The sequence below is a fragment of the Sphingobacterium sp. UBA5639 genome (genome assembly GCF_002421245.1).
Lineage (GTDB): Bacteria > Bacteroidota > Bacteroidia > Sphingobacteriales > Sphingobacteriaceae > Sphingobacterium > Sphingobacterium multivorum.
In genome coordinates, this window is record NZ_DIJR01000003.1 from 37,255 (window position 1) to 60,067 (window position 22,813).

The following is a 22,813-nucleotide window of genomic DNA, read 5'->3' on the forward strand; positions in this document are numbered from 1 at the left end:
TAGTGATGAAATGCTGGCTTAACTTGATCTTCTTATTTATTTTTACGTGCAGTTCAACTTGTTTTGGAGAGGTTATTATCGATCAACCGACGCAGCGTGTATTGATCGGATATGGTCTCGAGCGTTATATGGGGAAAGGAGAGCCTAACTTTGCGGATACTTCAGCTTCCTCCTTCCAGTCGTTAGAAAGCAAGGTACCCAATTTGGGCATATCACCCACTGACATCTGGTTCCGATTGCCTGTGACAAATAAGGGAAAAGAGAAACTTGAACTCTTGCTCGAAATTGCCTACCCTCTCTTGGATGAGGTCGAACTTTTTGTACCATCATCAAATGGGCATTATAAATCGATCAAACTGGGCGAGCATCAATCTTTTTCGGCTAGAAAATATAAGGTTCCTAATTACGCATTCGACATCCAATTACCCGGATATGAGAAAACGATCTTTTTTCTTCGTGTAAAAAGTACGGAACAGATTATTCTCCCGATCTATTTAAGTAACGAGCGCAGTTTCTTAAAAGAGATGAATGACGACAGTTTGATAAGCGGGATCTATATTGGTATTGTCGGGATTATGGCGATATACAATTTATTCCTGTTTTTTTCAGTTCGTGAAAGGGGCTATCTGTATTATGTCCTTTATGTTCTTTGTGCAGGAATAACACAAATGGGCATTAAAGGTTATAGTTTTCAGTATCTGTGGCCAAATTGGACATATTTTGCAACAAAAGGTCCTATTATCTTCGGATGTTTATCAGGCTTATGCGCCCTGCTTTTTGCAGATTCATTTCTTCAATTACCGAAAAATGCTCCTCGGTCAAGACGTGTGATTACTGCTTTTATCATCCTTTTTGTCGTTGGTAGCCTTCTTACACTGCTCAACCTTACACAACCAGCGTTCATGGTTATGCAGCTAACAACAGGAGCAGGCTCTTTATTTGTCCTTTACTTATCCTATCGGGTAATGATAAATGGCTATAAACCAGCTAAATATTTTGTTTACGGTTGGACAATTTTACTATTAGGTTCTGTCGTCTTTTTATTGAAAGATTATGGCATTTTAAAATATAACGATTTTACGAGTAACGCCGTACAAATTGCATCTGTTGTGGAGATGGCCTTATTGTCCTTCGGTCTAGCTTATAGTATCAATATCTTAAAAGAAGAAAAAGAAGCATCACAAGTCAGGGAATTAGCGATCTCATTAGAAAACGAAAAGTTGATACGCGAGCAAAATATCGTATTGGAACAAAAAGTAGATGAGCGGACACGTGAATTAACAGAATCTAATGAGTCTCTACAAACCACTCTTACCCACTTGAAGGAAACACAATCTCAACTTGTCGAAGCCGAAAAGATGGCCTCTCTTGGTCAACTGACTGCGGGGGTTGCGCACGAGATCAACAATCCAATCAACTTTGTTACATCCAATGTCGCTCCATTAAAGCGTGATATCAAGATGATCTGGGAAACGCTGGAGGAGGTAGAACGTATAGCTTTTAAAGAGGGGATATCCGAAACGGAAAAGCAATTGCAGATCAAAAAATTCAAGGAGGACCTGGATATTGATTATCTGAAAACAGAGGTAGATTTTCTATTAAAAGGGATGCATGATGGGGCCCATAGGACCGCCGAAATAGTAAAGAGTTTGCGGATCTTCTCGCGCGTAGACGAGGATACATTAAAATTTGCAGATCTAAACGAGGGGTTGGAGTCAACAATGGTTATCCTCAATAGTTTATTAAATAACACGATTGAAGTTGATAAGATCTATGGTGATATGCCAAAGGTCGAATGTCATGCCGGCAAACTCAATCAGGTCTTTTTGAATATTGTGACAAATGCTATTTACGCCGTGAATAAGAAGTTTAATCACGATGTTGGTGGTAAAATATGGATTGAGACCGGAGTTCACGCGGATAATACCTCCGTCTTTATCAAAATCGCAGACAATGGTATAGGTATTCCAAAAGAAATTCATGAACGGATATTCGAACCATTTTTTACAACAAAAGACGTTGGCGAAGGTACTGGTTTGGGAATGTCCATAGCCTATAATACCATTGCGAAACATCATGGTAAAATTATCGTAGATTCAGAAGTGGGACAGGGCACAAGCTTTACACTCCTCATTCCAATTCAACAAAACAATTAATACCACTATAAACTTAAAATAGTTCAATTAACTATTATTTTTTCATATCTTTTGTAAGGGATAAAACCATATAATAAAATTATGCAGAGGGAGCTTGAAATATTATATATCGATGACGAAGTAAACAATTTGGTTAGCTTTAAAGCGAACTTTAGATACGATTACGCTATCCATACAGCATCCAATACGAGTGAGGCCGAAACGATCCTTCATGCTCATCCTGATATCCGTATTATCTTCTGTGACCAACGTATGCCGGATGAGATGGGCATCGATTTTTTGCACCGCATTAAAAAAGATTTTCCAAAACCAATCCGTATTCTTTTAACGGCTTATGCCAATATGGAAACTGTAATTGATGCAGTTAATAAGGGCCATATTTTTAGGTTTGTCCGAAAACCCTGGATGAATGAAGAAATGGTTTCCGCAATAGAAGAAGCTAATAAGTTTTATGTTGCAAACTCCATGCTAGAGGTTAAGAATCAAGAGCTACAAAAAGCTTATGATGAATTAGATAAGTTCGCTTATAGCGTTAGCCATGATCTTCGTGATCCATTGACCGGGGTTCTTTCTGCGGTGAAACTTGGATTAGAGTTTGACAGCATAGATCGTATCCATGAGTTGTTATCACTAATGGATAGTTCCTTGGTCAGCTTAGATGCTTATATTGACAGTCTGCGCGACTATTATCTTTTACGAAGAGGAGAACTCATGTTGTCAACGATAAATTTCGAAGAGCTCTTTGGCAACATACGCCAGTTTTACAGCATGTATACGCAAAATAAGGATGTGGCTTTTGAAATTTCAGTGGATCAAAAAGAAATCTTTAGCGGAGACAAAGCACTTGTAGAACTGATTTTGCATAATCTTCTTTCTAATGCTTTTAAATATCAACGTAAAGGGCAGGAAAACCAGTACGTCAAACTCTCAGTATCCGTATCAGAACGTAAAGCTAAAATTATGGTGAGTGACAACGGAATAGGCATATCTCCAGAGTATGTTGAAGATATCTTTAAATTATTCTTTAGAGCCAGTGATCAAGCGAAAGGCATGGGATTTGGGCTCTATAATGTTCAGAATGCACTCTTAAAACTACAAGGGAAAATCGAAGTACAATCACAACCCAATCAGGGTACAACCTTTACCGTCGTCATACCGAGCAAATAATCCTTTCACTTTCGGCAATCCGATGCGATGGCAGCGAAGAGCATCACAAAGCAAACAGACATTTTAAATAAAAGTTGACTTTCCTAAAATTATAATCCTTTAGGAAAGTAGCTTTTGCCGAAGCAAAAACTCCAACTGATCATTTGAAGTCTCAAGTTGAGAATTAGTCTCCACAATTTTTTGGCGCTCAGCATAGACATCATAAGCGCGTTGAATCGTTTGATCGAGCTCCTCTTCACTCCAAGGCTTATTGAGGTAATGAAAGATTTTTCCTTTATTGACCGCATCAACGACAGCTGCCATGTCCGTATATCCTGTCAAAAGGATACGCATTGGGGCTGCATTGATCTTAATAATCTCTTCCAAAAACTCTACACCGGTCATTTCCGGCATACGTTGATCAGTAATGATAATATGTATCTGGTTGTTTTTGACAATATCGATTGCATCGGCACCACTAATTGCCGTAAACACTTTATACTTTAGTCGAAATGTCGCTTTAAAAGAAAACAGATTGTTTTCTTCGTCGTCAACGTACAATATCGAAATCTTCTTGTCTTCCATAAGCTTATCGTCTGAAATACAAATTTACGTAATAAATTCGCTGAATTAATAACAGATTAAAGAGTTTTATGTTTTCCTAGCAGAAATAATACGGGATAGCTGATAAAAATAATGGATTCGTTATCCGATGATTATAACATTGAACATTAGAAAAAAGATTTAAAGTTAATAGCTGCCTAGGGAAAATAATCCAACTTGTATTGAAAAAAGCCATCCTACATTTGTAAAACGGCTTTTTTGAAAGTGACCCCGCTGAGGCTCGAACTCAGGACCCACAGATTAAGAGTCTGTTGCTCTACCAACTGAGCTACGAAGTCATTCGATAATCCAAATGTAAGGTTCACCGTAGAAAAAGTCAAGTGGAAAAGAATATTTTTTTGACTTTTATGACATTCAAGCGAGATTTTTGGCAGCTGTCCCATAAGAAAAACAGACTCAAATATGTCATTTAAACAAATTATTCTTTCGCTCCATAACGTCTTATTTCCTTGCCACAGCAATCTTTCCCATAATCATTGGCTTAACTTCCATTTTTATTGGTTTATCCAGTTGTATTTTACTCCCCTTTTTGATTGAAATCACAACCGTTTTATAGCCTAACATCTGTGCACGGAGCTCCTGATCTACCCGAAACAGAGATTGCGGTACCCAAAGTTGAAAATCTCCATTTTCATCCACTTGCGTACGGTAATTTCCCAAGGACACCTCTGTTCCCATCATACTTACATCGCTTCCAGCACAAACTACTTTACCTTTTATGCTTACTTTTGTGCTATCGGGGCTTCCTTTTAATGTTGAATTATCATTTGTTGATGAGCTAACCTGCCCCTGCTGCTTTATCTGATCATTTTCTGTTTTTGTTTGGACAACGACAACTTCTCCAGTCAATTTGTTTTGTGCTTGAGCAGCATGAAAGCTCAAGGATCCAACCAACAAGAGGCCCGCAGCGATCCCCGGCCATCTTCCTTGCCAAATAGGGTTTTTAGAAAAAGAAAAAGGGATATCCAATTCACGCATCAACTGATCTTCATAAAATCGACCACATAGCCCTTTACCGGCTTTTTTTATTTGATCTACAATTTCCTGATCATCCATCTGTGAAAAATCTACAACCATCTTCTCACATTGACCACAAAAACGCCCTTGTTCTTGTGGCGTCATCTTATCCCACTCTGCAGAGCAAGAGTCCTTCACTTGTAATATAATCTTTTCCATGTTGTCTCCTTTTTTTATATTTTGAGAAGGGATGCAGGAAAATCGACTATTGCATAATGAAACAGCACAAAAATCACTAAACACTGATAAACAGGTAATTAATAACACACCTTAAAATTATATGTTGACTTTTTAGGGAAAGGGTGGCCCGAATGAAGTACATCATACGCTGAAGAGCGATATAGCAGAAATCGGAAGATCAGGTTCATAAAAATGCCCCCAGAAAGTGTCTAACTTTTTGGGGGCACTGCAACTTTTGACAGTTTATTTAAAGTAAGTAATGTTAGCGCTAACTTCTTTATTTTATACTGTCAAGAATTTCTTTTATAGCTCTTTCCAACTGCGGATCTTTATTTTCCATCCGATCTTGTACGGTATTTTTTACAAGAATATCTGGGGCAACTCCAGTTTGTTCGAGATCCTGACCATCAAGCGTATAACATCCCCAAGACGGAAGTCGATAGTTTGATCCGTCGACTAAGCCTTTAGCAGAAGTAAAAATAATCCAGCGATAGGTCTCATTACCGATGATTTTGCCCAACTTAAGTGCTTTAAAGCCCGCTGCAGTCATTTCAGCATCACTCAGCGATTGCTCATTAATCAATAAAACAATAGGCTTGGCAGATGGTGCAAAATTACTTTGTGGCGCACGTTTACCACCTCGGTATTGCCACTGTAAGTAAGGGCGTTGTGACAGGAATCTTAAAACCTCATCGTGTACATTTCCGCCTGTATTATAACGCAAATCTAAAATAATCCCTTGTTTGTTATTCTCCTGTTCGGCCATGTCGATCAAGAACCGCTGTAACTCAGTATCCGACATATTTTTCATATGTGAATAGGCTATCTTATTGCTACTCAACTGATCAACTCGACTTCGGTTATCTCTAATCCATTGGTCGTAGAGGAGATCTCTAAACACGGCGCTTGATACCGGACGAATGTTTGTCTGAATTTCCTTGCCATTACGATTCAAGGTCAATTGAATTTCTTCTTCCAGTGAAGGCCAAGTAAAATAACTATCGCGGTCTGCCTGCGTATTCAATTTTGTTCCGTTAATCGCGATGAGGATATCACCCGCATGAATATCAGCTTCTTTCTTTGCCGCGGGGCCATTCGGAACAATATAGCTGATCTCGTAAGGATTGCTGGAATCATAGGTCACACCGATTTCATTCGTTACAAAACCAAACGGCTTACGTTCTTCCTGTCCCATTGAACTGAAACCCAGATGCGACGAATTGAGCTCGCCCAACATATCATTTAAGAGGATGCGCAAATCTGTCCTATCGTTGATACCTGGAAGATACTTTTCATATTTCTTTTTTATCGCAACCCAATCCACTCCATGGAAGTTGCTATCGTAGTAATTTTCCTCCAGATTGGCCCATGTTTCATAAAACATTTGATTGAACTCTTTCTCGAGATCTCGATTGAATTTAAAACTCATTGTAACCGCATCAAGCTTATTCAAGTCAAGATTGTATTTCTGAATCGTTCCTCGGGTCAATACGAAGTATTTTCCCGCCGACTCTACAAAATTCTCCATGCCGCCGTCAGCGACTTTTTCGGTTTTGGTCGGTGCAAACAACTCATATACGGTACGATAAGTACTATATTTCCCTTCATGATTGGATGAATAGAAAAGATAGGATTTATCCCCTTTTTGTATCACCAAAGGATTAGATTGTGTTCCAAATGCAGGACTCACTTGCTCAATTCGATCACGCAGTCCTTCTAAATCCAATTGAACCAAACCAGCTTTCTTGGGTTCGGCTATTGGTATCGCGGTTGGCTTGCCCTTATCGACATCATTTTTCTTTTTATCCTTAGCGCCAGCTTCCTTCTTAGCTGTACCAGTTTTATTTACTGTTGTATCTTTCTTTTCGGGTGTTACAAATAATTCATCAAACTTTGCACTACGGTAAGGTTGGTCAAAGTTGGTCAATGCCATTCGGAAAATGCTGGAGTTTTGCATACCGGTAGGATAAGAAGGCTTAGTCCTATTACTCGCAAAATAAATATATTTACCATCAGGAGACCAATATGGTGCTGCTTCTGTGACTCCTGTATTTGTCAAATTAGTCGTTTGCTCATTTTTCAGATTATACACAAAGATATCCTGTTCAAAATTGCGCATAGCTGTGAATAAAAGATAGTTTCCATCAGGGGAGAATGAGGGCGAAGAATTTTGAAATGCCCAGATTTCATCTTTAACTACTGTTTGGCTCTTCAAACTTGTCAAATCCAATATACGTACTTCATCACGACCACTGAGGTACACAGCTTTTGTCCTATCTGCATTGCATGTAATATCACGGTTGTTACGCAGATCTAGTGTCAATTGCTTTACCTCACCTTTACCGTCTGCCGTGCGTGAAAACCAGTTCTGGTAGCCTTGATACGTTTGGCTATAGAGTAATGTTTTACTGTCTTTAAGCCATTTAACCTCCATGACACGTTCTCCCTGACCGGGCATCTGACGAACAAACTTTCCTTCAATATCCGAAACGAACAATTCGCCACGTGATACAAATGCCATTTTCTTTCCGTCCGGAGAAACGTCGAAATTACTGATGTTACCTGAAATGTTAAACTCTTTCAGCTTTCCTAGCACTTGATTGCGGTTAAGTGCGATGTTGGGCTGTACGGTTTTCTTTCCATTGACATCATAAATATAAAGCTGATAGCCCTTTTCAAATGCCACTTTAGTACCGTCTGCCGCGACAAACGGACGTTTGATTGATTCTTGGAAAGAAGTCAATTGAGTTTTCGACTTTCCCGTTAGTTGATAAAGGTTGTACTCACCATTGCTTTCATCGGACACATAGAATATGTTTCCTTTTTGGTCCACAGTGGGCCAAAAATCCTTACCGATATAATCTGTATACTGTTGAAATGCCTTTGTTTTGGGATTATAAGACTTGATATCTGGATTGAAAGCACCTTTATATCGCTTGCGATTCGCCGAGCTATAGCCTTCCCAGCTGTCATTGAATAACAATTCTCCCGAAGGAGTTGGCACCACGTTACTGATATAATTAAAGACATGTGGAAATAACCTTGTCGCCGTACCTCCATCCAAAGCAACTTGATAAGCGCTCATTCTATTGTAACGCGATGATGTGAAATAAAGCGATTTGCTATCCCAGCTCCAGCTGTCCACTTCGTCCGAAGCATCATGCGATGTCAGCTGCCTTATATCTCCACCCGCCAAGGGCATTACATAGACATCCATATTACCGTTTTGATTGGCGGAAAAAGCCAACCATTTTCCATCTGGGGAAATTCTTGGATTGATCTCATTTCCTTCCATTCCTGTTAACCGTACCGCAACACCACCTTGACTTCCAACTTTCCAAAGGTCACCTTCGTAGCTGAAAACCATTTCCTTTCCATCGGGACTTAAAGTCGGATGGGATAAAAACGTGGGTTGTTGGGCAATAACACAGGTTGTTCCAGCATAGGCTAGAACTGTACTTAAAATTAGTTTCTTTATCATGTTATCTAGGAGGCTAATAGTTGTTTGCCAATACAAAGGTAGAATAGGTATTGAACAAACCACCATGAAATAGCGAAGAATTTTATATTTTTATTCCTTCACTACATCAACATTTAATTGTTGACTTTCTCCCGTTATTTCACTGCTATTATTTTCTAATGATATGGAAGCCCAAACCTCTTCTATTTTGACTACCACATCGAATATCTTCTTAAATTAAAGTATGCATACAAATAAACTGAAACAAATGTGTCTATTTTCGGTTCCTATACAAGGAATGATTACGTACAATATATGATATTGAATAAATATGTTTAGCCGAATTCAAAAAGCACATCGTATTATTTTCTTACCGGAAGATTGAGGCAGATGATAATTATCGAAACTAGCGCATATAATTATCATCACGCCGATATGCTATTTAAATATAGGCATATTTCGTATCCCTATTGTAACCTAAACATGCAAATATTTTTTGAATCATTATATTTTTTAATGGGATACTTATCCTTAACTTTGCACCCTCAAATCAGAAACTATGGACGCAACGTTAACTCACTCAGAAGAAGATCTTTATAAGAAACGAAATCGCATAAGAATTGCGGTATCGCTTTTCTTTTTTTGCCAAGGTATCGCGTTTGCATCTTGGGCAAGCCGCATCCCCGTTATCAAAGCTCATCTCAACTTAAGTGAGGGTCAATTGGGGACAATTTTATTAATGCTTCCAGTCGGACAACTTGCAACGATGGCTCTTTCAGGAAAATTGGTTACAAAATATGGAAGTGCTAGCGTTTTGCGTATCGTACCCATCGCTTACACCTTGGTCTTGTGCTCCATCCCCTTTGCGCAGAATGCCTGGCAGTTAGGAGGCATACTATTTCTATTTGGTGTAACCGGAAATATGTGTAATATATCTGTTAATACACAGGGTGTCGCAACGGAGCAGGTTTTCAAAAAATCAATAATGACTTCCTTTCATGGAGCCTGGAGTATCGCTGGTTTCACAGGAGCACTAGTAGGCTTGTTAACGATGAATTTTGGACTGAACACCTTTTACCATTTTTTAATCATATTAGTCATTGTCACAGCGAATACACTAATCAACCAAAAGTATTTGGTTCCTGGCAAATCTCCTCAAAAGGAAAAGCGCAGTTTTTTCTCTAAACCAGAAGGTGGCTTACTTCAGCTCGGCATCATCGGCTTTTTCAGCATGGCAACTGAGGGGGCAATGTTCGACTGGAGTGGGGTGTATTTCAAGGAGATCGTTCAGGCGCCAGAGAAATTTGTTGTCGTTGGCTACGCTTCATTTATGATCATGATGGCTACTGGGCGCTTTGTTGGTGATGCTGTCATTCGGAAATTGGGCCGAAAAAGGACCCTGCAGTACAGTGGCCTACTGATGTTCATCGGGATGATGACATCGGTTATTTTTCCCGAATTTATCATCTGTACCCTAGCTTTTATGTTGGTCGGTATCGGTGTAGCTTGCAATGTCCCCTCCATCTACAGTATTGCCGGACAGAACAAAAATGTGCCCTCTGGAGTGGCTTTGGCCATGGTTTCAAGCATTAGCTACTTGGGCTTTTTAATGGGACCACCTTTAATTGGGTATATTGCTGAAGTCTTTAGCCTACGCTATTCCTATGGTATTTTTGCCTGTTTCGGACTGTTGATGTTTATAATGGTTGGACGATTATCTTTATTCAAAGACACAAGCCAAACCTAATCGAACGATGGAAGTATCTTCTTACTGAATTTAAAGTTTGACCTGAAGAAATCTCGTGCTAAATGACATGCGTTTATTTTTCAAGACATAAGGCATGGCAAGTAAATAAAAACAAGCCGTACCGCTTCCTAAAATTGATCCAAACCAAACATCTTCTACGAAATGCTGTCCCAAATACACCCGAGAGTAGGCTGTTAATGCAGCGAGAATAAATACAGTTATACCAAAAGCTTTATTTTTTGAGAGAATACCTAACGTAGCCGCCAGCGCAAAGGCCGAAGTTGTATGTCCGGAAGGGAAGGAGTTAAAGTGCGCTACACGCAACCAAGAAACAACATGGAATGTAGGATTTCCATGAAATACGGTTGCCGGTCTATCGGCATCGAAAAGGTTTTTCAGTATACAGCAGATCAGCCCCGAGAAAATATATGTCCCCAGGATAGCTCGGGCAAAATTCCATTGCTGCGTACAGCAGTAGGCAATAAAAACACCTATAACAAAAAGACCGTCTCCAAAATAAGTCTGTATTGTAAAAAGAATATCAGCCCAAAATGAATGACGAGTATTCACAAAATGGAATGCATCTTCCTTCGGAATAAATATAACAACAGCTGTCATTAAGACTATCCAAATGCTAAAGCAAGCAAAAAAAGCAGGGTTAGCTGCATATACCTTTCTAAATTGGTATAATAAAAATTTTCCCATTCAATTTATATTATCGGATTACAGGCCAAAAGTAAAATTGCTGTAAATAATTATCCGAAAATAATCATTCCAATAAAAATTTACAATTCTATTACCTATTTATTTTGATAAGAAAAGGAAAAGTTTTATTGAATAAACAAAAAAAGCGATGGAAATCCATCGCTTTTCTCAGTAGGGTGCAGTTGCGGAAAGTCGAACCTTGTTGAGGATTATGAGGCCGTTTTAGCCGCTAAGAATCTTTTAGATTAAAATCAAATATAACCTGCTTCGCGTCAGAAGCAGGTTAAAAAACGACAATCGATGGATACTAATAGTTTCTAAATTAGCCAAGGCTCATATCAAGTTATAGAATGAGAATCGACTAGCAAACTTTACTAATAAATTGCCCCTAAAGTTGGAACAATCCAGCCCCATTAATATACCGTTCATTTTGGAGTTTCTAAGGATAAGTTCTATAACTGAATTTCTTCAAACTCACCATCCGGCCTAAGACCCTTCGAGATCGGCAAGTTAAAGTTACATAATTCTTCAAACGTTACTTCAGCCACCTCTCTAATTGAATGATTAAAATTGTCAGCAGACACAAAAGTTTCTTCACCTCTTGCGGGAGCTTTACCACCTAAATGCGAATTCGCTCTCGTCGCTCCAGAGTTCAAACGACAAAACTTAACGTGGGGATTGGCTTCGATGATTTCTTGTGTTGGAAATCTAAATATTACTGGATTTTCGTGTGCATATCTGTTAAAGTGTCGCCACAACCTATCAATAGTTGGCCACATAAAAACGCGATCATTTAAGTGATATATAAAGTCTGCAACTTCCCAACCTCCAGTCAAGCACTTAGCTAAAGCTTTTTCTGATATTGGCCTTTGATCCCTCAGAAAATAAGACTTATCTCCAACTAAGATTTCAGTGTGATCAGTTCTACGACGCCTATTAAGGTCATTAGCATTATTACCAGAAAGCTCAATAATTTTATTTGCACTATATAGTCTTTTCTCAGCTACAATGCTTTCTGCATTTTGGACATTCGTTAAATGATACAGATAAGGCCTTTGTTCAATAAATTTTTCTAGATCCATATTATTTCCAATTTCTTCTATCTATTACAGCACGATAATCAAATGTAGTCCCTATTAAAGACACTTTAACTCCGGAACATCTTTCGATTTCTTCCACAAATCTCCGTGTATCTTCTGTTAAACTCTCATATCTTCGCGCATTTTCGTTTTCTTTAGAGATGTAGTCCGTAAATGTAAGTGCTATGTCAGTTGGTGAATTAAGTTCACATGCTTTCCTAAATAGCGACCAACTAAATTCAGCTATCCTCCTGTTTTTTTTTGTCGTTGTCGTTATTTCCTTCTTTATCAATTCATTTGCGTCTTTTCCAGAACGTTCCGCAATGGTTTGCATATCAATTTCTTTGCTTACGAATGGTCCAGAAGCCCCACCAACTCTAATGGGATATGAACGTGTTACCATAATGATCTTTCTCACCCTCCTCGGTGAAATGCCCGCTTCAGATAGACAGCCTGAGACAGTAGTATCCCGTGAAGTCACGTGAGGATAAAGTCCGTGATGCAAACTTAATCCCGTACCTTGTGTACCTTCAAGTAATATTTTTTTTCCATCTCTATACATTAGTTCCAGTTCTTCCGAAGTACTTCCAAGATAACCCCTTAGCTCCTTTAAATAGTTTTTTGCTTTATGCTGATCTTCACCTAGCAATCGCGATATAATATTTGTTGCGGTAGCAAAACCAACTCCTTGAGCAGTTGAACTAATTTTTTCCGCTATTTTTCTTTCTTCCTCAATGTCTTTTTCCGAAATTATTATCGCATTTTCATCAATAATTAGTCTACCGTATTCAACATTAAATGTCCTAATTTCCTGTAATATTTTTTCAAGGTTTAAGACAGCACCTGGACCAATCAGCAATTTTGCGTTGGGAGCTCGATGTGTCCCTGAGGGAAGTAGATGAAAAACATGATTTGTAGGTCTTTCAAAAACGGTATGTCCAGCGTTCGGTCCGCCTACCCTCATTAAGCAATCATAATCAGGAGAAATATGGGCTGCAATCTGTCCCTTACCCTCCGAACCGAACTGTCCACCTACTATAACATCTACCAATTCATTCTTTAAAGGTGGTAATAGTTTGAAAAAACTCGCTACACGGACAAAAACATCCTCTTCATTGCAACGATCTGTATTAATTACAAGATCCGCTTCTTCTCTCAATTTCGGCACTTGTTTTTCTGTCTCATCTGCTTTATAACCTTTATATTTTTCTATTTGATTGGACTGAGACATCTCCCTAATTTCTCCTCGTTCAAAAAATCTTTGCTCAAGCGTTCTAGAAGCAGCTTCTAAATGAATGTGAAAAACAAAATAACTATAAGCTTCTCTTACATGTTTAATCTGATTGATGATTCTCGCTGAATCGATCACATACAGATTGTGGTTACCAAATTCGCTACCGTAAAGATGTTGAAAATATTCTAGAACCCATTTCCCGTCACCCTGGACATCCAGAGCTGTGCCGAATTTTTGAAAAAAGTCTCTGTCCGGTTGTTTTCCTTTTAATTTCTTTTGAGCAAAATAATTTAGACCTTCTCTTGTTTTACAAGATTTAAAACCGAACCTTGATTCCAATTTTTCAGTCAAAGTGCTTTTGCCGGTGCCAATTTCACCGGTTAGCACCAGAATTACTTTTTTGTCTCCCATGTAGAACTTTCATTAAGTAACGTTAGGTTGGATTTCCGTTTCGGATTAAATGAGTTACTTTGAAACAAGTAGATATTAACCTTTATTTCGTAGTTTACAAGTTCATCATGGATCATCCCAATAATAATATCCCATTCGCCTCCGGCTTGACCAGCGCCAATCGCAGGCATATGCACCGAACAGTTATTGTCAAGTGCGTACTCTCTAAGTTGAATTAAACACTTTCTCAACTCTTTATATCGTAAAGGAATTTCATTGCCTTTGGCAAAAAGTCCCTTTTGAGCTAACATCTGAAACACGAAAATATCTTTATCAACTTCTACTACATTTGTATTTCCTAAAACAAACGTCGATTTATCGGAGCTCCATTCCTTAAGACGATCTTTAACTACCGGATAATTTTTAGCTAGGGAATACCCAAAACCTCGACCTAACGAAGCACTTGTATTTACGACTTGGGCTATTATTTTCTTTCCCTTTCCTCTCGGCTTTGTAGCATCCCCGAATTCAAGTATTATCTTTCCATAATGTTGGTCATGCCTTGCATATTCAATTGGAAGAACTAAAATTCCAACCCGAGGTTTGGTGTCTCTTTTATAGGGAGAAATTCCAACGGAACTCACTAAATATGACTTTCCAAGGAAAATTTCCCAATCAGCAATTTCTTCAGCTGTCCACCCTGGGGAGGTACATTCGTAAGCATTTGAATCTGCAGGAATTTGGAAACTCTCAGGTATATCTAATGAAAAGAATCTCGAGGATTTATAATAGTCAACAACAATTTTACCGTTGTCTTGAAAAATCCCTATTAAAATTGCACAAGGTTGGTCAATGACTTCGGTATATCTCATAAAAACAGATTCCAAAGAAGCTTTATATTTTTTGGCTAACTCGATAAGACCTTTCATTGACGCCTGCGCATTATTTGCGTCGTTCGAAAATATAGCGTAGGGCAATTGTATCTCAGAAGCCGCAGCGTTGCATAGCTGCTCAAGCTGTCTATTTTCTGTAGGATTCTCTTCTCGATTCCGCGTAGCTTTTGCACAGTCGGAAAACAGAGTATGAGCAATTTCATGTGCAATACTGAAATTAACCCGAGTCGGTATCTGGAACGGATTATATAGGATCTGAAATTTGTTCCCTTTTTGGGGTACTATCTTAGCATCAATGACCGAGTCATTAGGAGTGACATCAATTCCCATGATTTCTGCCAACTTAATTGGGCTGTAGGGAGGGCCTTCCCATCCATTTTCGAACGCCCTAAAAACCAAATCCCGAGCACGGGCCTTGATTTCCTCATATGGATCTTCATTATTTGATTCACTGATAAGCAAGCGAACAGATTCATGTGACCAATTCTTACGAAAGGTCTTTCTTGATGATTTAGCTGGAACTTTTTGTATTGAGGAGAGTTTGTCATCCGATAACTTCAGTCTGTTGGATATTTCTTTGATCCTCATCAAACCCTCATTTACTACCTCCTTTATATCATAACCCTCTTCAGATAAATATTCCTTAGCATTTTGAGCTGAAGAGCTGTTATGTTCCACTTTCGATAAAATTAACCTTATAAAATCTTCTCTGTTAAACATTGTTTCTTTGCTCATATCTGTTGCCGTAAATCGTATTTTTTTGCCGTTTTCTTAAGCACAGTTCTTAATCGTTTCATTCCATTGTCGAAAACTTTGGAATCCATGTTATATTCAATAAGTATCTCTCTTCTTAAAAGACCATTTTGACAATGGGCCTCAAAGATCGTTTTGACTATTTCATCTGCTTGTATTTCGTCCTGAATATCATTTAAAATCATATCATGATCAATTTGTTGGTCGAAGTATGCATTAGCGTATGGCAATATCGCTTCTAAAGTATTTAGAGTATCTTCGTCATTTTGTTCAAAGAAAAACTCGATATCTGCAGTAGTTTTATTTTCGACCTTTTTAACATCGTTCCAGACAAGGGTACGTATGATATGTAATTTTAAATACCCCACCAATGACCTTTTCAAAGGGTCAAATTTATGAGGTTCGCTTAAATATTTTTCAATCGCAGCAGCAACATAATCATGCACCTGTTTTCCTTCTAAATAAGAATCGGTTTTGCCTTTTCGGAACCATGTGTTAGCTTTCAATAGCGTATCGGTATACGCAAAAAGTTGCAAATATAGTTCGTCCCAATTTATTATATCCATTGATTGCCATAACGTTTTAACCAACCCACATTACCTTATGCTACTAATTTAGCTTTTTTTCCGTCGACAGCAAAAAATACTTTTTGATCAATTTTAGACTGCATAAAGGAATGCGTATTTATTCAAAAACAATTCAACGAAAAAGAAGAGCAACAGTATTTGTTTGAAGTTGTTATTACATGCTAAGTACATAATCTCAAATTCAAATCATATTTTCCCTTCCGGGTAACGGTTTGGCAAACTAATTCTCAAGAAGGTCGACTAGGGCTATTTTGCACTTAATATTCTAGACGTTCTTTAAGTTTATTGATATCCTTACTTATACGCTCTTCTCCCAACTTCTTAATTATTTCGATACTTTGTAAATGGCAATGTTTTACTTTTTTACCGCTGCCACATGGACAATTCATATTACGTTCTGTGCGTTTTTTTTTCATAACATGCGATAGCAAAAGAACGATTGACGGTTCATCCGGCAGTTTATGCTCCTCACGATAATACTGTATAATCCCTTCGAAGTAATGTGCATACTCATTTCCTGCATACTTATTATCTTCAAATCTATATAGTTGATTAGCAAAAAATGGATAAACCTTCTCCTTGATAAAATCACAAATATGGATTCCAGCCTTAGATTGCACAGTTAGATTATGAGAAACATCTAAACAGCAAATCCCTTCCTCAGAAATGTGCCAATCTATATCTCTGGGAATAAGAATACTTTTCTCTATTACAATAGGGACACAATAAGGATAGTTTTGGGGAACAGCTATTACAATATTAAAAGTGTTCCAATAAACACCTTTGATATCACAAATATCCAATTCCCCGGTTATCAGCCACATCTTTAACTTCGCATTCCACGAGGCCTCAAGTTTCGGAAAGCTGTTTGCAACTTCGATAAAATCACGTTCGAATTTTTTATTTGTTGCCATTGAAATTATAATAAGGCTTACTTAATATTGCGATAGGAGCAATATTAGCGACATTCTTTTTAATAGATGAAGAATTAGCAATATTCTTCAATTGTAAATTGCCGTAAAAATCAGTTGCAATAAAGTCCTGTTTCTTTAAAAATTTAAGCCAGTCAAAATCATATTGAGTGTAATAAAAGTTTTCATCCGGTATCCTGAATATATAACGATCATTTTCACTACCAGTTCTAACACATACTGGTCTACAATAATCATCGATTAGCGTATTTTCTTTTTTTACATGGTCGCCTACAACCACTCCATTGCTGAGCGCCCGCCCTTGCATTTTGCTTGCTAAACTGGTATGTAGGCTACAAGTAGTTACCTCACTAATCTCTCCAATTCCTGCCATCCCCCATACTACGTCACGATCATATCCAAGATCGACTCCAATCCTGGTATAAATGTTATCTACTCCTTGTTCTAGAAAAATCTTTTTTAAATCCTCTTTAACAAAATAAGTAAAAACACTGGCAAATTGTAAAGCACGATTTACGGCCTTCTCAGGTTTCATGTCTTTACCTCCAAAAAAAATAAATAACCCATCTCCCTGTAGACGATGTACGTATCCTCCGAAAATCAAACAAGTATGAATTGCCGCTCGTTGGATGGTGTTGGTTATAATCCAAACAGTACGTGGCGTATATTTTTTAAAAAGGTTAGTAGAACCTTTAATATCAACAAACATCGAAATAATGTAATGTTCTTCTAGGCTTTCTGAGTATTTGAGGTGTGCAAAATCGTGATGGAGTCCCAAACGTTGTTCAAAGTTTGGGACAAGTCCAAGTGCCTTAGCGAAGTCCGCAAGATTAGGAAGTAATCTTTTCTCTGGAACCTGTGAATTTAGAGCTTTGACATCAAATGCTTTTTGGAAGAATTCTCTTTGAGAGAATAGACTTTCATTAAGCGTCCCTGATTTTGGATCGGCAGCCATTGCTGCTCTGATCGGTTTTAAGTAGTCGTCAAAAATATGCATAGATTATTTTAAATTAAAAACAATTAGAAGTATCAATGGAATAAAAAGAATAAACTGAATAGTAAATAATATACCTGCCCACTTTAATTTACTGAATTTATCAGTCAGCCCACAAGAAAGTTGGTGCACTTGCGCACGCAAATCAAGTAATTCGTGTTCCTCCAAAGCCAGCAAACTCGATCTATTGCAATACTCCTCTCTGTCCATTTTTGAAATCGATCCGAAAAAATGCATCGAATTCATACCTGCCGCAAGGTATGGTGTGGAAGCAATTACTACCATGATCATTATTGCCAATCCTAGCCCTATGCAGCATAACATCAATCCGTGGATAAAAATGCCACAGTCAACCAGCTCCAATACCGATTGATAAGCAGTTACCAATCCCCCAACAATAAATGTACTTAAACCCAAGAAAACTGCACTTTTATTGTTAACGCTATCGTAATAGTGGTCAAACCTCTCTACACAAAACTTTAATCTTTCTTTTTCCATAATTTTCAGCCCTTAGTTTTAATAGGATCATTACCGTAAGAATTTTTTTCCCGAAAACGTCCCAGTTTATTTTGGATAGTTAGTTCCGATTGATTATTAATGGCCATTTGTCTCCCTACCTTAATCGCGTCCTTTTGTGTGTCAAAAATCTTTGTTACTCGTTGATTTCCTGCAGTTCTTGTAGCCCATTCGTTGCCGTGCTTAACGACAAATACATTTTTTTTATTTTTCATGATTATATATTTGTTTGTGTCTCTACTATCATATGCTCCAAGCGGAGCGTTTTTTGCCATTAGCAGATTTTATTATTTAAAAAGCAGCTCGTCAATCTAAGCTACCCTCTCAAAAGTTGATTACTAAACGGCAAAAATGAATTTTATCGATAGAAAAGTTTCGGATAAACGAGCGATCGCAATATTAGCAAAAAACGGTATCCAAGTAAACGAGGAGGAAGCAAGTGTGATACTGGATTTTCTGTATCTTGTCGCAAAGAACTACAACAAACCAAAGTAGGCTCAAGAGGCCGAATCCTTAATCGAACTTTGGAAAAACGGCTTTAATGACCCAATAGACTATGTTTTTAGCCCAATTCCCATCGAAAGGCTAAATAGTTTTCCCACAAATATCGAACTATAAATGAACGAACAGCAACAGTTTGGGACACAGATTTTTATTGACATAAAAAAAGGAGACAACCAATATATGGTGTCTCCTTAAGTAGGTCGAGGCGCAGAAAGTCGAACCTTTTAGAAGATTGCGAAGCCATAATGAATGCTAAGGATCTTTTCGAATAGATTAAAGCAACAGCCCCGACATACTGCTACTTAGATATTTAACGTGAGTTTTGTGTCAAAACATGGTTAGGGTGGTAATGTTTATCTGATATTGTACTGTAATTCAATCCATTTTTTGAAATATGGGTCAGAAATGTATTCTTTTACTTTCTCTCTTATTGATTGGTCATTTCTAATATGCTCAGAATTAAGTACTGAACATAGAACAAGAAATTTAGGCAAAGGATATATCTTTTGCTTACTCTGAGGGAATAAATAAAAATTCAGTTTAGGGTCTAATTGTGTTAAATTTCTAAAATAATAAATTTGATTTGCTAATGTAACAGTGTTAGGTACACCTGATGAAATTTGGCTATTCAATAATTTAATAACATCATTATTGTTATTAAACAGAAGTCGTGGTAATATTGAAGTAACTTGTCTTCTCAGAAAGGTATCATTGTTCCATATATATTGATATTTTCTTATAAAACCTAACAAGCTCTCTGGATGACTATATTTTGCTTTAAACCACATAATGCAGTAAAAATCAGAACTGTTTTTTCTTTGTACAGAGAATTTAGTTATTTTAGTTTCAAACTCTTTTAAAAAATTATCTGTTTCTTCATTAATATCAATTTCCCATTGAGTTACCAAGAAACAAATCTGATATAAAGAAATATCATCAAATACGTCTATTTGATCAACAATTGAAAGCACAATTTCTGAATTTCGTTTTGAATACCCTAATGTGAGTAAATAATAAATCAGATTTGTTCTCAACCCCGGATTTTCAATATAAGTTTCTACAATAATATTTAACAATGTTTTACATTGTAGTTTACCATAAGTGGTAATATATCTTTTAGATATTTTATCCCAATATTTCGGTTTTCTATCTTTTAGATGTTGTTTGAAATTGGAATGCAATTGACTGCAAACCTTTTTATAGTTATTGTCTGCCTTTTTAGTTTTTTCAATTGAATCTATATACCTATTCGCCTCAATTTGGAAATTATAATAACCCTCTTTTTCGTTGTATATGTTAGTTTTTGAAAGATTAAGTGCTAAACCTCTTGATTTTAAAATGTCTGAAATAGAACTAAGGGTTTCAATTGCTTGTTTTTTCGTATCCATACCAATTACAATGTCATCCATCCATCGTGTGAAAGAGTTATCTGATTTGTTTGCTAACACTTCATCTACTTCAAATAAAAATGAATGAGCCAATAATCTAATTCCCTCAATATTTGTTGTTGGTAATCCTCTTTTTGAATAAGGCAAGTAATCTGGTTTCCAAGATATTTCTTCTATAATTCTAAATAGTAAGTCAATTAGCACTTCATCTATTTGACTATAGCTTGTAAAAACTTTTCTTAGTTCATTGATGTCTATACTATCGTAATAATTAGTTAAATCAGTAACAACAATAAATTCCTTATCCTGTTGGAAGTTGTAGATTTTTTTCTGCAATTGTTTCCATTGTTGTCTCCAAGTAAATCCATATTCTTCAACGGAATGAGGGGAACTTACATTATGTTTATCTCTAGAATAAAAGGCATTGGGTGAGGGTTGATTTTTTAATATTTCAGTTGAAACATACTCCACTAACACTTGTAATACTAATGCATCAATTGGTTGAGGAATTACTAAATGTCTACAAATACCAAATTTTTTTTCAATTCTATATATTAATGGTTGAGAGACTTTATAAGTACCACCCAAGATTTCGCTTCTGATCGCTTCAGCTCTTGTCTCAATATTAAAGTTGAAGTCATAATGGTCAAACAAGTCTTTTAAGTCTAAATTTCTTAATTGGCCTCGAACTATTTTTCTCCAAACTTCAATAATTGTTTTTCGGTCAAAAATTTTAGACAGCTTGTCTTTTCTTAATTGATTAAATCTGTCAGTTTGCATTTAGTTTGGTTAAGATTATCGTTACTCCCAAAGATAGGCAATAATTACAAAAATTGACCGTTTTTAGCGGATTTTAACCCTCCTTGTGAGACGGGCATAGGATTAAGTTAGATTGTTATTTTTTTGATAATTATACGTTTCGCAAGAGATTTTAATATTTATTTTTGATTTATAAGGAAAAAAGTGAAAATAAGGGATTAATATGTGTTATGCTTAATCGTAAAATGTTTCTATCGATGTCAATTAGTCAGTTGTGTGGGAACTAGTGGTAAGCACCTTGCGTTTTCAATTAACCTTTTGAATGTTGGGGGAAGGTCTGCATAAAAATCTTCATTAATTAACCAATTATCGGAGACATATACTAAAGTCGAGAGAATTAATTCCCATGCCTTATCAGCTGTTAAATCTTGAAAAACTTGTACTAAGTTATGATATTTATCAACCTCTGCAGTGAAGATTAAATGTGTGGTTTCTTTATATGGATGGATTATAAAACAAACAGTTTCATTGAATTTTATATCATCTTTTTTAATATTCAATTCTCCTAAATATGAAAAGCAGATGGGAAGAGCGGTATCAAGCTCAACTATGTATGATTTTAAGTTCAAGTCTTCATTGGCTTTAATATCGTTCCATATCATTTTTTTGAACTCTTGTGCTTCTTTGATGATGGGTTTTCGCTCTTTTAAAGAATTTATAAGAAATTTATGCCTCGAATCAGAAAAACGAAATCCTTTGAACTTAACACCAAAGGTTTCGTATAATTTTTAATATTTCTCATTATTTGATTTATCAAACTTTTCTTGTCTCTTTGTCATAAGTGATTTGACACTTTTTTCCATTTTTTTATAAGTTTCTTCCCAATAAATATGATTGTAACAAATAGTCTTATAGATTAAGGTACGTAATTCGTGTTCATAGTTTATTTGTTCTTTCTTCTCATATTCAAACATATCTTCGTGTCTTTTACAGTAGCCTGGAAAGGTTAAGGCTTTATTTATTCCAATTCTTTGTAGTTTGATTTTCTGCTTTTTGAAATCGTATGAGGGATATAATAGGTGTCCATTTTTAGCTATTTTTCTAAGAATTGATTCTTGAAAAAGATGTGATGCCACAGCTTTGTGTCTACAATACTTTACTGAGCATTTTCGATTTTCTGTAATTGGATGCAAATATATTTTACTGCTGTATGTCAAAAATTTCAATTCCGATTCATCTAAAGTAATTGAATTAAACTCTTTAAATGCATTGCGAAATACCTCATTGATAAAGCTAAATGAGGTATCATCTATTTCTTGTTTCGACATATTAAATTTTACAATTTGGGTTCATTTGCAATTAACATTGTATTATTGAAAGACAATGTTTAAAACAGCATAACTAAACTACATGATAAAAAGGATATATTGAAAAGACATATTAAAAAAGGGGAAGTTATAGGGAAACAAAACCTCTAATTTGGACGATACTCCAGAACTAAAGAAATTCAATACAGGATTGTTGAACGTATGCGGCCTACCAAGTACATATTTAAATAGATTCCTCTAGGATTTATCTTTGCTTACATGAATTTATTAGAAAGTAAGCGTGAGAAAATGCTCTCGTTAGTCGCCCAATGGGGAGAGAGTGGTCTAAGTCAAAAGGATTTTTGTTCTTTCCACGGAATCAAAGTCTGTACGCTTAGTTATTGGATCAAAAAGAGTTCAGAATAGGGTGAGCAAGGTGGAT

The 22,813-nt window shown here is 36.7% G+C and carries 20 protein-coding genes and 1 tRNA gene; 5 read left to right on the top strand and 16 right to left on the bottom strand.

Annotation, left to right across the window (positions count from 1 at the left end; translation table 11 throughout):
* Positions 1–5: 5 nt before the first annotated feature.
* Entirely contained in the window at positions 6–2,156 is a 2,151-nt protein-coding gene (locus tag B4Z90_RS03465; RefSeq protein ID WP_070562755.1) for a sensor histidine kinase, read from the top strand.
* Between the two features lie 81 nt (positions 2,157–2,237).
* Positions 2,238–3,323: a sensor histidine kinase gene (locus B4Z90_RS03470; RefSeq protein ID WP_286777411.1), complete on the top strand. Its 1,086-nt coding sequence runs from the start codon at positions 2,238–2,240 to the stop codon at positions 3,321–3,323.
* A 99-nt stretch (positions 3,324–3,422) separates the two neighbouring features.
* On the opposite strand, the gene B4Z90_RS03475 is transcribed toward B4Z90_RS03470, so the two are convergent.
* The 4 genes from B4Z90_RS03475 to B4Z90_RS03490 form a co-directional block, all read right to left on the bottom strand.
* A complete protein-coding gene (locus B4Z90_RS03475; RefSeq protein WP_046673283.1) occupies positions 3,423–3,887 on the bottom strand; it encodes a response regulator in 465 nt (154 codons plus the stop codon).
* A 244-nt stretch (positions 3,888–4,131) separates the two neighbouring features.
* Positions 4,132–4,204 (bottom strand) — tRNA-Lys (locus B4Z90_RS03480).
* A gap of 163 nt (positions 4,205–4,367) precedes the next feature.
* Positions 4,368–5,102 (bottom strand): hypothetical protein, encoded by a 735-nt coding sequence (locus tag B4Z90_RS03485; protein WP_286777412.1) that lies wholly within the window; start codon positions 5,100–5,102, stop codon positions 4,368–4,370.
* 298 nt (positions 5,103–5,400) lie between these two features.
* A complete protein-coding gene (locus B4Z90_RS03490; protein ID WP_070562746.1) occupies positions 5,401–8,604 on the bottom strand; it encodes a S41 family peptidase in 3,204 nt (1,067 codons plus the stop codon).
* Between the two features lie 538 nt (positions 8,605–9,142).
* On the opposite strand from B4Z90_RS03490, the gene B4Z90_RS03495 reads away from it, so the two are divergent.
* Positions 9,143–10,330 (top strand): MFS transporter, encoded by a 1,188-nt coding sequence (locus B4Z90_RS03495; protein WP_070562743.1) that lies wholly within the window; start codon positions 9,143–9,145, stop codon positions 10,328–10,330.
* Positions 10,331–10,360: 30 nt separating this feature from the next.
* On the opposite strand, the gene B4Z90_RS03500 is transcribed toward B4Z90_RS03495, so the two are convergent.
* From B4Z90_RS03500 to B4Z90_RS03540, 9 genes are all read right to left on the bottom strand, one after another.
* Positions 10,361–11,035 (bottom strand): phosphatase PAP2 family protein, encoded by a 675-nt coding sequence (locus B4Z90_RS03500; RefSeq protein ID WP_070562741.1) that lies wholly within the window; start codon positions 11,033–11,035, stop codon positions 10,361–10,363.
* 452 nt (positions 11,036–11,487) lie between these two features.
* Positions 11,488–12,117, bottom strand: coding sequence for a DUF7002 family protein (locus B4Z90_RS03505; RefSeq protein WP_286801417.1), 630 nt, complete (start codon positions 12,115–12,117; stop codon positions 11,488–11,490).
* A gap of 1 nt (position 12,118) precedes the next feature.
* Complete coding sequence (locus B4Z90_RS03510) at positions 12,119–13,759, bottom strand: adenylosuccinate synthetase (protein ID WP_286801418.1); 1,641 nt, start codon at positions 13,757–13,759, stop codon at positions 12,119–12,121.
* Complete coding sequence (locus tag B4Z90_RS03515; RefSeq protein WP_286801420.1) at positions 13,741–15,366, bottom strand: ImmA/IrrE family metallo-endopeptidase; 1,626 nt, start codon at positions 15,364–15,366, stop codon at positions 13,741–13,743. The genes B4Z90_RS03510 and B4Z90_RS03515 overlap by 19 nt, the downstream gene beginning before the upstream one ends.
* Positions 15,363–15,950: a hypothetical protein gene (locus B4Z90_RS03520; RefSeq protein WP_286801421.1), complete on the bottom strand. Its 588-nt coding sequence runs from the start codon at positions 15,948–15,950 to the stop codon at positions 15,363–15,365. The genes B4Z90_RS03515 and B4Z90_RS03520 overlap by 4 nt, the downstream gene beginning before the upstream one ends.
* A 278-nt stretch (positions 15,951–16,228) precedes the next feature.
* A complete protein-coding gene (locus tag B4Z90_RS03525; protein ID WP_286801422.1) occupies positions 16,229–16,885 on the bottom strand; it encodes an SEC-C domain-containing protein in 657 nt (218 codons plus the stop codon).
* Complete coding sequence (locus tag B4Z90_RS03530) at positions 16,872–17,900, bottom strand: adenylate/guanylate cyclase domain-containing protein (RefSeq protein ID WP_286801423.1); 1,029 nt, start codon at positions 17,898–17,900, stop codon at positions 16,872–16,874. The genes B4Z90_RS03525 and B4Z90_RS03530 overlap by 14 nt, the downstream gene beginning before the upstream one ends.
* Before the next feature lie 3 nt (positions 17,901–17,903).
* Positions 17,904–18,395 carry a Pycsar system effector family protein gene (locus B4Z90_RS03535; protein WP_286801424.1) on the bottom strand — a complete coding sequence of 164 codons (492 nt, stop codon included), beginning with the start codon at positions 18,393–18,395 and terminating at the stop codon, positions 17,904–17,906.
* Positions 18,396–18,400: 5 nt separating this feature from the next.
* On the bottom strand, positions 18,401–18,688 hold the full coding sequence (locus B4Z90_RS03540) for a DUF2188 domain-containing protein (protein WP_286801425.1): 288 nt from the start codon (positions 18,686–18,688) through the stop codon (positions 18,401–18,403).
* A gap of 76 nt (positions 18,689–18,764) precedes the next feature.
* On the opposite strand from B4Z90_RS03540, the gene B4Z90_RS03545 reads away from it, so the two are divergent.
* Complete coding sequence (locus tag B4Z90_RS03545; RefSeq protein WP_286801426.1) at positions 18,765–18,908, top strand: hypothetical protein; 144 nt, start codon at positions 18,765–18,767, stop codon at positions 18,906–18,908.
* 362 nt (positions 18,909–19,270) lie between these two features.
* On the opposite strand, the gene B4Z90_RS03550 is transcribed toward B4Z90_RS03545, so the two are convergent.
* The 3 genes from B4Z90_RS03550 to B4Z90_RS03560 all read right to left on the bottom strand — a co-directional run bounded on the left by B4Z90_RS03550 (position 19,271) and on the right by B4Z90_RS03560 (position 22,392).
* Complete coding sequence (locus B4Z90_RS03550) at positions 19,271–21,085, bottom strand: RNA-directed DNA polymerase (protein ID WP_286801427.1); 1,815 nt, start codon at positions 21,083–21,085, stop codon at positions 19,271–19,273.
* 239 nt (positions 21,086–21,324) lie between these two features.
* Positions 21,325–21,726, bottom strand: a complete 402-nt coding sequence (locus B4Z90_RS03555) for a hypothetical protein (protein WP_286801428.1) — start codon at positions 21,724–21,726, stop codon at positions 21,325–21,327.
* A 126-nt stretch (positions 21,727–21,852) separates the two neighbouring features.
* Positions 21,853–22,392 carry a hypothetical protein gene (locus tag B4Z90_RS03560; RefSeq protein ID WP_286801429.1) on the bottom strand — a complete coding sequence of 180 codons (540 nt, stop codon included), beginning with the start codon at positions 22,390–22,392 and terminating at the stop codon, positions 21,853–21,855.
* A 258-nt stretch (positions 22,393–22,650) separates the two neighbouring features.
* Here B4Z90_RS03560 and tnpA point away from each other — a divergent pair, with 258 nt between their 5' ends.
* Positions 22,651–22,797, top strand: a complete 147-nt coding sequence (tnpA, locus tag B4Z90_RS25110; RefSeq protein ID WP_414712610.1) for an IS66 family insertion sequence element accessory protein TnpA — start codon at positions 22,651–22,653, stop codon at positions 22,795–22,797.
* The last annotated feature ends 16 nt before the right edge of the window (positions 22,798–22,813 follow it).

What these genes read in the sequence shown, in the direction of transcription:
- B4Z90_RS03510 (WP_286801418.1), bottom strand. Translation starts at nt 13,759, where the DNA reads ATGGGAGACAAAAAAGTAATTCTGGTGCTAACCGGTGAAATTGGCACC.
- B4Z90_RS03535 (WP_286801424.1), bottom strand. Translation starts at nt 18,395, where the DNA reads ATGGAAAAAGAAAGATTAAAGTTTTGTGTAGAGAGGTTTGACCACTAT.
- B4Z90_RS03555 (WP_286801428.1), bottom strand. Translation starts at nt 21,726, where the DNA reads ATGATATGGAACGATATTAAAGCCAATGAAGACTTGAACTTAAAATCA.
- B4Z90_RS03465 (WP_070562755.1), top strand. Translation starts at nt 6, where the DNA reads ATGAAATGCTGGCTTAACTTGATCTTCTTATTTATTTTTACGTGCAGT.
- tnpA (WP_414712610.1), top strand. Translation starts at nt 22,651, where the DNA reads ATGAATTTATTAGAAAGTAAGCGTGAGAAAATGCTCTCGTTAGTCGCC.
- B4Z90_RS03525 (WP_286801422.1), bottom strand. Translation starts at nt 16,885, where the DNA reads ATGGCAACAAATAAAAAATTCGAACGTGATTTTATCGAAGTTGCAAAC.
- B4Z90_RS03515 (WP_286801420.1), bottom strand. Translation starts at nt 15,366, where the DNA reads ATGAGCAAAGAAACAATGTTTAACAGAGAAGATTTTATAAGGTTAATT.
- B4Z90_RS03470 (WP_286777411.1), top strand. Translation starts at nt 2,238, where the DNA reads ATGCAGAGGGAGCTTGAAATATTATATATCGATGACGAAGTAAACAAT.
- B4Z90_RS03545 (WP_286801426.1), top strand. Translation starts at nt 18,765, where the DNA reads ATGAATTTTATCGATAGAAAAGTTTCGGATAAACGAGCGATCGCAATA.
- B4Z90_RS03485 (WP_286777412.1), bottom strand. Translation starts at nt 5,102, where the DNA reads ATGGAAAAGATTATATTACAAGTGAAGGACTCTTGCTCTGCAGAGTGG.
- B4Z90_RS03495 (WP_070562743.1), top strand. Translation starts at nt 9,143, where the DNA reads ATGGACGCAACGTTAACTCACTCAGAAGAAGATCTTTATAAGAAACGA.
- B4Z90_RS03505 (WP_286801417.1), bottom strand. Translation starts at nt 12,117, where the DNA reads ATGGATCTAGAAAAATTTATTGAACAAAGGCCTTATCTGTATCATTTA.
- B4Z90_RS03560 (WP_286801429.1), bottom strand. Translation starts at nt 22,392, where the DNA reads ATGTCGAAACAAGAAATAGATGATACCTCATTTAGCTTTATCAATGAG.
- B4Z90_RS03530 (WP_286801423.1), bottom strand. Translation starts at nt 17,900, where the DNA reads ATGCATATTTTTGACGACTACTTAAAACCGATCAGAGCAGCAATGGCT.
- B4Z90_RS03520 (WP_286801421.1), bottom strand. Translation starts at nt 15,950, where the DNA reads ATGGATATAATAAATTGGGACGAACTATATTTGCAACTTTTTGCGTAT.
- B4Z90_RS03500 (WP_070562741.1), bottom strand. Translation starts at nt 11,035, where the DNA reads ATGGGAAAATTTTTATTATACCAATTTAGAAAGGTATATGCAGCTAAC.
- B4Z90_RS03475 (WP_046673283.1), bottom strand. Translation starts at nt 3,887, where the DNA reads ATGGAAGACAAGAAGATTTCGATATTGTACGTTGACGACGAAGAAAAC.
- B4Z90_RS03490 (WP_070562746.1), bottom strand. Translation starts at nt 8,604, where the DNA reads ATGATAAAGAAACTAATTTTAAGTACAGTTCTAGCCTATGCTGGAACA.
- B4Z90_RS03550 (WP_286801427.1), bottom strand. Translation starts at nt 21,085, where the DNA reads ATGCAAACTGACAGATTTAATCAATTAAGAAAAGACAAGCTGTCTAAA.
- B4Z90_RS03540 (WP_286801425.1), bottom strand. Translation starts at nt 18,688, where the DNA reads ATGGCAAAAAACGCTCCGCTTGGAGCATATGATAGTAGAGACACAAAC.